Source organism: Mesorhizobium sp. M7A.F.Ca.US.005.03.2.1 (assembly GCF_003997795.1).
GTDB lineage: Bacteria > Pseudomonadota > Alphaproteobacteria > Rhizobiales > Rhizobiaceae > Mesorhizobium > Mesorhizobium ciceri.
Window position 1 is genome coordinate 1 of record NZ_RZRP01000240.1, and the last position, 7,597, is coordinate 7,597.

At 63.4% G+C, this 7,597-nt stretch carries 9 protein-coding genes; 3 read left to right on the forward strand and 6 right to left on the reverse strand.

Translation table 11 applies throughout. The features are described 5' to 3' along the window. On the reverse strand, positions 1-468 hold a 468-nt coding region (locus EN991_RS15330), incomplete at its 3' end, for an alpha/beta fold hydrolase (protein WP_127369059.1). A 101-nt stretch (positions 469-569) separates the two neighbouring features. Between EN991_RS15330 and EN991_RS15335 the strand changes: the two genes are divergently transcribed. Next, positions 570-1,535 carry a LysR family transcriptional regulator gene (locus EN991_RS15335; protein WP_013530130.1) on the forward strand — a complete coding sequence of 322 codons (966 nt, stop codon included), beginning with the start codon at positions 570-572 and terminating at the stop codon, positions 1,533-1,535. On the opposite strand, the gene EN991_RS15340 is transcribed toward EN991_RS15335, so the two are convergent. After that, positions 1,498-2,202 carry a DUF4336 domain-containing protein gene (locus tag EN991_RS15340; RefSeq protein ID WP_024504113.1) on the reverse strand — a complete coding sequence of 235 codons (705 nt, stop codon included), beginning with the start codon at positions 2,200-2,202 and terminating at the stop codon, positions 1,498-1,500. The genes EN991_RS15335 and EN991_RS15340 overlap by 38 nt on opposite strands. A gap of 136 nt (positions 2,203-2,338) precedes the next feature. Here EN991_RS15340 and EN991_RS15345 point away from each other — a divergent pair, with 136 nt between their 5' ends. Next, positions 2,339-2,911, forward strand: a complete 573-nt coding sequence (locus EN991_RS15345; protein ID WP_013530128.1) for a TetR/AcrR family transcriptional regulator — start codon at positions 2,339-2,341, stop codon at positions 2,909-2,911. A gap of 61 nt (positions 2,912-2,972) precedes the next feature. Here EN991_RS15345 and EN991_RS15350 read toward each other — a convergent pair whose 3' ends face one another. Further along, positions 2,973-3,263 (reverse strand): hypothetical protein, encoded by a 291-nt coding sequence (locus EN991_RS15350; protein ID WP_063172881.1) that lies wholly within the window; start codon positions 3,261-3,263, stop codon positions 2,973-2,975. A gap of 127 nt (positions 3,264-3,390) precedes the next feature. After that, positions 3,391-3,840 (reverse strand): GatB/YqeY domain-containing protein, encoded by a 450-nt coding sequence (locus EN991_RS15355; protein ID WP_013530126.1) that lies wholly within the window; start codon positions 3,838-3,840, stop codon positions 3,391-3,393. A gap of 276 nt (positions 3,841-4,116) precedes the next feature. Here EN991_RS15355 and carA point away from each other — a divergent pair, with 276 nt between their 5' ends. Further along, the gene (carA, locus tag EN991_RS15360) at positions 4,117-5,334 is read left to right on the forward strand and encodes a glutamine-hydrolyzing carbamoyl-phosphate synthase small subunit (protein WP_013530125.1); all 1,218 of its coding nucleotides are present in this window, start codon (positions 4,117-4,119) and stop codon (positions 5,332-5,334) included. Between the two features lie 73 nt (positions 5,335-5,407). Here carA and EN991_RS15365 read toward each other — a convergent pair whose 3' ends face one another. Next, on the reverse strand, positions 5,408-6,673 hold the full coding sequence (locus EN991_RS15365; protein ID WP_027162079.1) for a tetracycline resistance MFS efflux pump: 1,266 nt from the start codon (positions 6,671-6,673) through the stop codon (positions 5,408-5,410). Positions 6,674-6,829: 156 nt separating this feature from the next. Continuing rightward, positions 6,830-7,597: neutral zinc metallopeptidase (locus EN991_RS15370; RefSeq protein WP_127369060.1), on the reverse strand; the 768-nt coding region annotated here is incomplete at its 5' end.

The window sequence follows — 7,597 nt, forward strand, 5'->3', positions numbered from 1 at the left end:
GCTCAGGAACGTCTCAGCGGTTTCCGACATGTCCGGCGCCTGGCGCACCGCAGCGATCCGCTCGTCGAAATAGCTTGCCGGCGCCAGATGGGACGAGGTGTTGCTCAGGATCAGCCGGTCGATCCGCTCGGGCGCGTGGATGCCGAGCCACTGCGCGACGAACCCGCCGAGCGACAGGCCAAGGAAATGTACACGTTGCAGGCCGAGCGCATCGAGCAACTCGATGACGTCGCGGCCAAGCCGGTCCAGCGAATAGGCGCCGACCGGAACGCTCGATCCGCCATGGCCGCGAAAATCGTAGCGCAGGACACGAAAATGCTTCGCCAATTCGCCGACCTGCCCATCCCACATGTGCAGCGTGGTGCCGATGGAATTCGACAGCACCAGCACCGGCTTGCTTGCGTCGCCGTCGAAGCGGTAGGCGATGCGCGTGCCGTCGCCCGTTGTGACGAAATTCAGCTCATTCATGATGAAGATTCCTTCTGGAACGTTGAACGAGACAGAGCCTAGCCGTGGAGCGATTTTGTTGATATTACAAAGACAAGACAAGCTCTGTAACAAAAACTGACATGGCCGAATTCACCCTGCACGATCTGCAATGCTTCGATGCGGTGGTCCGCACCGGCGGTTTTCAGCCTGCGGCGGCCATGCTGTATCGCTCGCACCCCGCGGTGTTCGCCGCCGTCGCCAAGCTGGAGCGACAGCTCGGCCTCGTCCTTTTGGATCGCAGCGGCTATCGCGTGCGTCCGACCGAGGCCGGGCTGTCGTTCCACCGCCGAGCGCTATCGCTGCTGCGCGAGATGGACGGTTTGCGCGTCCATGCCGCCCAGTTGGCGATGGGTGAGGAAAGCGAGATCCATGTGGTGATCGGCGACCTGTGCCCGCGCCCGCAGGTGCTGGGCATGCTCGGGCGATTCTTCGCACAGTTGCCCGGCACGCGCCTGCATCTGCATTTCGAAGCGGTGGGCGGCCCATGGGAGCGTCTCTTCGACGACGAAGCCGACCTGATCCTGCACTGGGTCGACAAGGGCGATGCGCGGGTGGAATGGGTCGATTTGTGCAAGGTGTCCTTCATTCCCGTGGTGGCGCCGGGCTTTCTGCCTCAGCGTATCGAGCAGCCGATCACCCCGGACCAGATGCAGGCACTCACCCAATGCGTCATGCGCGACAGCGCCCGCCATTCGCCACAACAAAACTATTCGCTGATCGAAGGCGCGCCGCAATGCCTCGTCGCCGACCAGGGCATGAAGAAGGAGATCATCCTGCAGGGCCTTGGCTGGGGCCACCTGCCCCGCTTCCTGATCGAGGAAGAACTGCAGGACGGACGCCTGCACTCCATTGCCGGCCGTCATCTGCCGGGCCGCACCGACGAACTGGTGGTGGCGCGCCGCCGCGACCGGCCGCATGGGCCGATCGCGAACCGGCTGTGGGATCATATCCAGCAGGAAGCGCCGGCATTGCGCCGTGTGCTCGAAGCGCCGAAATCCGCCGAGGAAGTCAGCGGCCAACCAGCCAGCGAAAAGCGCGACGGATGAACGTTTGAGCGTCCTCCGTCACTGGTTCGCCGTGCGCCATCAGCACTCTTTCGGCCGGCCATGCCAGTATGCGTTGAAGAGCGGCACGCGCGGCGCGCCGGTCGGTAAAGCCGGCGCGGAATTTTCGCGGCACTGAGGGCTCTGCGGCCACCATCAGATCCAGCCGGGCTACGAGCGCCCGCCAGCCCTTGAACCATCCGGCGTGGAAATGCTGGATCAGATCGGTGAACAACACTGTCCTGCTTGCGCGGTGGAAGAAGACAATCTCGGTGGTGATCCTGTTGCCGCGCACGACGACCTGGTCGAGATCGTCCGCCCAGTCGGCGGCAGGCGTATCGCCGAGTTCGCCGCAGAAGAGGATATCTCGGCGCTTTTCCCGCAGGCCGGGTGGCGCATAGACCTTGGCATCGGGATAGCCGCGCTGCCAGTCAGCGAGAAACACGTGGTGAAGCGAATTGGGCGGGATCAGGAAGCGCACCACGCCCAGAGCGTCCACATCGGCGCGCAGCTCGTTCGTGAGCTCTACCGGTGACCAGATGAACAAACCGCCCCCGGACAATCCGATAACGGCCATACGCGTGGGATAGTGAAAGCCGGCGGCCGCCGTGACGATCGGACCATCCGCAATCCAGATCCCAAGGCCGAATTCCTTGAGACTACCAGCCATTTGCACATTGCTTCCCATAGAGCCGCTTGAATTCCGATGCGCCACGGTCGACCCTTCGCGGGATTGGCGGCTGCCGCAATGCGGCGGTCACGCAGCAAAAGTTTACATATGTGTAAATTTACACTAGGGTATAAAAATGACAACCCCAAAGCGGACCGAACGGTCGCGAAGCCTCATCCTCGATGCCGCCGACCTGGCGTTTCGGGAGATGGGGTTTGCCAACACCTCGGTCGAGGAGATCGCGACGCGCGCCGGCTTGACCCGCAAAACGGTCTACAATCTGTTCAGTTCGAAAGAAGAAATCGCGTTGCGGCTCATCGCCCGCGTGGAGGCGGGCGATGCCGCCTACCGCGCCCGCATGGCGGCGAACGAAGATGTATTCGTCATGCTCGAGACAGTCTTTCTCGACAGCGCCGGCTGGTGCCTGGCCAATCCCTCGCTTGCCAGGCTGGCTCTTGCCCCCGCCGAGCGTCCGTCCCTGCAGCCGCCGCCCGACCGGCCCTCATTCCAGCGCCTGGTCCGGGACCTTCTGGTGCTCGGCCAACGGCAAGGTGTCATTCGCAGGGATGACGATGCCAATTTCATGGCGCTGGTCCTGCTTGGAATATACGGCCAGGCGATGCTTTCGGCGCTTTCGGCCGGGTCATTCAGCGAGGACGAGATCAGGCACCTCATCCGCATCGTCGTTGAAGGGATCGGCAAACGCTAACTACGCGAACCACTTGTCCGCCGATCTCCAAAGCGCCGCAGGAGTGCTCCCGGCCTTCGCTTCATTGGCTGCTCTTCGGAGCCTTGGCGTCCTTTGAACGCTCCGCGATAGCGGGGCCGGCCCCGGACGTCTTTTCGGTTGCGGCGCTCGGCGTGACTTGTCTTGGCGGGTTTTGTCCCTCCGACTGGCGGGTGCGGTCTTCCACTTCGCCCATCCGGCGGGTGAGCCCTATTCCGCCGGCAGGCTTCTCGTTGGCGGCCGCATCCTGGGAGAATTCATCGGAAGCGTCGGCACCGGTCTTTGCCGGATATTTCGTCGCACCGGTTTCATAGCGGGTTTCGTTCTCAGTCATGGCATCTCTCCAGTTGCATGACGGATAAACATCTCGGCGCTATCCGGGTTCCAATTCCTGGACTTGGATTCCGGACGGATCTGGATTCCGCCCGGTCGGCCACCCAAGCGACGAGATGAGCAGCACCCTACTGCAGCAGACCCTTGACGATGCCGCTCGCCTTGCCGAAATCCATCTGGCCGGCATATTTCTGTTTCAGCGCGGCAATCACCTTGCCCATGTCCTTCTGGCTGGCCGCACCGGTCGCGGCGATCGCCTCGCGCGCCGCCGCGGTTACCGCCGCATCGTCCAGTTGCGTCGGCAGGAAGGTGCGGATGATCTCCATCTCGCCGCGCTCCTGCGCGGCCAGTTCCGGCCGCTTGCCGTCATCGAAGGCTTTGGCCGATTCCTCGCGCTGCTTCACCATCTTGGCCAGGATCTGCAGGATCTCCTCGTCGCTGGCCGGCTCCTTGCCTGACCCGCGATTGGCAATGTCGCGGTCGTGAATGGCGGCCTGGATCAGCCGCAATGTCGGCAGCCGGTGCTTGTCCTGCGCCTTCATCGCGCTCTTCAGGGATTCGGCGATTTTGCCGCGCATGGTGCATTCTCCTTCGATCGGCGCGGACAATAGCGCCGCGGGCGAGCCAAGGCAAACTCTGATGTGCCGAGGCAAGCCACTGATTTTGCTAGGCGAAATAAAATATGGCGGCATTTCGCATGATCATTGACCGCCCTGCCCCCTTCCCCTATGTACTGGGCCTTGCATGAACGGAAATTTGACTGCGTGGAAGCCGCGAAATCGCCGCTTCGCGCCGTTTGCCGCGCAGATGGCCCGCCGGGCCGGTTGCAGCGCGCGGCCTGACAGGAGTGCCGCATGGCCGAGATGACGCCCGCCTTGACCCCCGCTTGGGCCACGGAAAAGCCGACCGCCCTTCTGGTGCTGGCCGACGGCACCGTCATCGAAGGTCGCGGTCTCGGCGCCACCGGCTCCGCTGTCGCCGAAGTCTGCTTCAACACGGCGCTGACCGGCTATCAGGAAATCCTCACCGATCCGTCCTATGCCGGCCAGATCGTCACCTTCACCTTCCCGCATATCGGCAACATCGGCACCAATGACGAGGACATCGAGGATCTCAATCCGGTCGCCCGCGCCGGCGCCGTCGGCGCCGTGTTCAAGGCCGATGTCACCAACCCGTCCAACTACCGTGCCGGCACTGGTCTCGACCAGTGGCTGAAGAAGCGCGGCATCGTCGCTTTGTCGGGCATCGACACCCGCGCGCTCACCGCGCTGATCCGTGAAAAGGGCATGCCCAACGCCGTCATCGCGCATGCGCCCGATGGCGTGTTCGACATCGACGATCTGAAGCGCCGCGCCGCCGCATGGTCGGGCCTGATCGGGCTGGATCTCGCCAAGGAGGTCACGTCGGGCCAGTCCTCGGTCTGGCGCGAGACGCCCTGGGTGTGGAACGAAGGCTTTGGCGAACAGATCGAACCGACAATGCACGTCGTCGCCATCGACTACGGCGTCAAACGCAACATCTTGCGCCTGCTCGCCGGCCTCGGCGCCAAGGTCACCGTGGTGCCGGCCAAGTCCGGCGCCGAGGAAATCCTCGCCATGCAGCCGGACGGCATTTTTCTCTCCAACGGCCCCGGCGACCCGGAAGCCACCGGCGACTATGCCGTACCGGTCATCCGGGATCTGCTGAAGACCGACATCCCGGTGTTCGGCATCTGCCTTGGCCACCAGATGCTGGCGCTGGCGCTGGGCGGCAAGACCGCCAAGATGCACCAGGGCCATCACGGCGCCAACCATCCGGTCAAGGACCACACCACCGGCAAGGTCGAGATCGTCTCGATGAACCACGGCTTTGCCGTGGATGCCGACTCGCTGCCATCAGGCGTCGAGGAAACCCACGTCTCGCTGTTCGACGGTTCGAATTGCGGCATCACGCTGACCGGCCGGCCGGTGTTCTCGGTCCAGCATCACCCCGAGGCTTCGCCCGGCCCGCAGGATTCGCACTACCTGTTCCGCCGCTTCGTCAATTTGATCCGCGAAAAGCGCGGTGAGGAATTGCTGGCCGAACGGGCTTAGCGCGATCCGGTAGCGCCGCCCCTCATTGCCCTGCCGGGATGGCACTCCCTGGTGAGCGCAATGCGGTTGTGACTCACACCTGTGCTCCATCCTCAGCGACATCGGTGGCGACATTCGTGCGCGCTGCCGGCCTCGCAACTTTCGTCACAAAGACGATGACCGCCAGCGTCAGGAAGCACGCTCCCAGCAGATAGGGCGCGCCGCCGAAGGTCACCGGCGCGCTTGGCCCGGTGAACCAGGAAAAGATCGCCGTGTAGAGCAGCGGCGTGATGATCGAGGTGATCGAGAAGATCGAGGTCATCGCGCCCTGCAGTTCGCCTTGCGCCGAAGGCGGCACCTTGGCGGCGGCGAGGCTCCTCAGCGGCGGGTCGGCCAGCGCTTCCAGGCAGCCGACGACGATCACCGCATAGATCATCCAGCCTTGCGACGCGAAGGCGTAGCCGAAGGCGCTGGCTGCCGTGAATGTCAGGCCGATGACCGCCGTCTTCCACTCGCCAAGCCTCGGGATGACGCGCGGCAGCACCGTCGCCATGACGATCGCGCCGCACAGGCCGAAGGCGCCGAGCGAGAAGCCGATCTGCTGCTCGCTCCAGCCATAGCGGTAGCTGGAGACGAACGACCAGACCGCCGGATACATCATATGCCCGAGCGTCATCAGGAAGAAGACAAGCCCGATCCAGCCGATGCCTTGATATTGGCGCATCTGCAGAAGCGTGCCGACCGGGTTGGCGCGTTTCCACTCGAAGCGGCGGCGGTGCTTGTCATCGAGCGTTTCCGGCAGGAAAAACAAAGCGATGAGGAAATTCACGAAGGCGAGCCCGGCGGCGAAATAGAACGGCACGCGCGGCCCGAACGTGCCGAGCAGCCCGCCCAGAACCGGCCCGATGACGAAGCCGACGCCAAATGCGATGCCGAGCAGGCCGAAATTCTTAGCCCGATTGTCATCGTTCGAGATGTCGGCGATGAAGGCCGATGTCGTCGAATAGCTGGCGCCCGAAATGCCGGCCAGCACGCGCCCGATGAACAGCATCGGGTAGGACCAGGCGACGGCGCAGATCAGATTGTCGATGGAGAAGGTCAGCACCGATGCGAGCAGGATCGGCCGCCGCCCGAACCGGTCGCTCAAGCCGCCCATGATCGGTGCGAAGAAGAACTGCATCGCCGCATAGACGAAGAACAGCCAGCCGCCTTCGATCGCCGCGCCGCTGATGCTGACCCCGGTCAATTCCCGGAGATAGGCCGGCAGCACCGGCATGATCATGCCGAAGCCGATAATGTCGAGCAGCAGCGTGGTGAAGACGAGCGCAAGGCCCCGTCTGGCGGTTTTGGGGTCGATCATGCAGGATCAAGCTCCTCTGCTCGCCCTCAGGCGCAGGCGGACGCACCTTATAGGCGAGCTCGCGGAAAGGAACAATGCAGGAACAGGCCGAATCTATTCATCCTGACACCACCTGACGGCAGCATCGCCGGCAGGTGAAGCTCGACAACGGTCTGGTCAGATCGGCCCACTCAGCGTGTTGCAATCCGACAGCTTGCCGCTCTTGTAACCACGCGCCAGCCAGGTCTGCCGCTGCTGCGAGGTGCCGTGGTTGAAGCTTTCCGGCACGACATAGCCCTGCATCTTCTTCTGCAGCGTGTCGTCGCCGATCTGCTTGGCGGCGTTCAGCGCGCTTTCGATGTCGCCCTGCTCCAATATGCCTTTCTGTCCGGTGTAGTGGGCCCACACACCGGCAAAGCAGTCGGCCTGAAGCTCGATTCGCACCGACATCTGGTTGGCCTCGACCTCGCCCATGCTCTGCCGCATCTGGTTGAACTTGGACATGATGCCGGTCAGGTTCTGCACATGATGGCCGATTTCATGCGCGATCACATAGGCGCGGGCAAATTCGCCCGAAGCGCCGAACTGCTGGTCGAGTTGCTGGAAGAAGGTCATGTCCAGATAGACCTTGTGGTCGCCGGGACAATAGAACGGTCCGGCCGCCGCGGAGGCAAAGCCGCAGGCCGAACGGACCTGGCCGGAAAACAGCACCAGCTTGGGATCCTCGTAGGTCAATCCCTGCGACTTGAAGATGCCGGTCCAGGTGTCCTCGGTCTCGGCCAGCACGGTCGCCACGAACTGCTTCATCTCGTCATTGGCCGGTGTGGCACCGTTGTCCTGGCCGCTGTTGTCGGTGATCTGGCCGCCGCCGCCCGGCAGCAGGCCGCCGTCGCCACCACCCAGGATCGTCGAAGGATCGAAGCCGAAATACCATCCGGCCAGCAC